The 1,232-nt window shown below is 62.0% G+C and carries 2 protein-coding genes and 1 pseudogene; 2 read left to right on the top strand and 1 reads right to left on the bottom strand.

Going from position 1 to position 1,232, the window contains the following annotated elements; genetic code table 11:
• Positions 1-400, top strand: a 400-nt coding sequence (locus AAC083_RS18565; protein ID WP_258224767.1) for an SRPBCC family protein, incomplete at its 5' end; no start/stop codon positions are given.
• Complete coding sequence (locus AAC083_RS18570) at positions 393-752, top strand: RnfH family protein (RefSeq protein WP_108537386.1); 360 nt, start codon at positions 393-395, stop codon at positions 750-752. The genes AAC083_RS18565 and AAC083_RS18570, both read left to right, overlap by 8 nt.
• Before the next feature lie 93 nt (positions 753-845).
• Here AAC083_RS18570 and AAC083_RS18575 read toward each other — a convergent pair.
• Positions 846-1,232 (bottom strand): annotated as a pseudogene (locus AAC083_RS18575) (nucleoside-diphosphate sugar epimerase); the annotation flags it as partial.

Here is a 1,232-nt window from a genome sequence, read left to right on the forward strand (position 1 = left end):
CAGCGCAGAACAAATGTTCAGGCTGGTCAATGATGTTCACGCTTATCCGGAGTTTCTGCCCGGTTGTGTCGGCAGCCGTGTCCACGAGACAGGCGATGACTATATGACTGCCTCGGTCGATGTGGCCAAGGCGGGGATTGCCAAGACGTTTACCACCCGCAATCGGCTCGATGCCAACCGGCAGATCAAGATGGAGCTGGTGGAGGGCCCCTTCAGCAAGCTGGCTGGCTGGTGGACCTTTACGCCGCTGGATGTGGATGCCTGCAAGGTCGAATTCGACCTCGATTTTGAGTTCACCTCCAAGCTGATCGAGCTGGCGTTTGGCCAGATTTTCCGCGACCTGGTGGGCTCCATGGTGCTTGCCTTCTCCAACCGCGCCAAGGTGGTGTACGGTGTCTGATCTGCTCAATATCGACGTGGTGTATGCCTTGCCCGAGCGCCAGACTGTGCTGCGTATCCGGGTTGCTCCCGCCACCAGCGTGCTGGCCGCCATCGAGCAGTCCGGCATAGTGCAGAAGCACCCGGAGATCGATCTGTCGGTCAACAAGTTCGGCATCTACAGTCGGCCGGTCAAGGGGGCTGACCTGCTGCAGGACGGGGATCGCATCGAGATCTACCGCCCGCTCATCGCCGATCCGAAAGAGATGCGCAAGAAGCGGGCCGAGAAGGCCAAGGAAGAGGGCCGTGCCGATGCGGTGACCGGCGGGCGGCCCAATGCCAACCGCAAGCGAGGGGACACAGACCCGGCCTGATGCTGCACTCTGGAGTAAAAAGGCGCCTTGGCGCCTTTTTTGATCTGTTTTCCTGTTGAGTCGTCACCAACGCTGTTCAGCGGCAGAGCGCTGTCACATCCCGTGTAGCCGCTCGTTTTCCACCACCTCAACGCCACCCTCCTGCTGGCTGAGCACTATCATGGCGTGGGCTACCTGGCTGGCGTCGATGGCGCGCCAGCGGCGCAACTTGCCAACCAGCAGGGGGCGCAGCAGCGGATAGAACGCCTGGAAGCATTGCTCCGACAAGCGCGGCGGCTTGCGGTTGCCGAGCAGCATGGCGGGGCGCACTATGGCGAGCCGTGGCCAGGCTTGTGTCAGCAGCGCCAGTTCCATCTGCCCCTTGGTGCGGGGATAGAGGGCCGGCGAGTGTGGATTGGCCCCCAGACTCGAGACGACGATAAGACGTTGGCAGCCGTGGCGGCGAGCGAGTGCCGCGAAGGCCAGCACATAGTCGTGATC

This window comes from Aeromonas sp. HMWF014, assembly GCF_963878295.1.
Classification (GTDB): domain Bacteria; phylum Pseudomonadota; class Gammaproteobacteria; order Enterobacterales; family Aeromonadaceae; genus Aeromonas; species Aeromonas popoffii.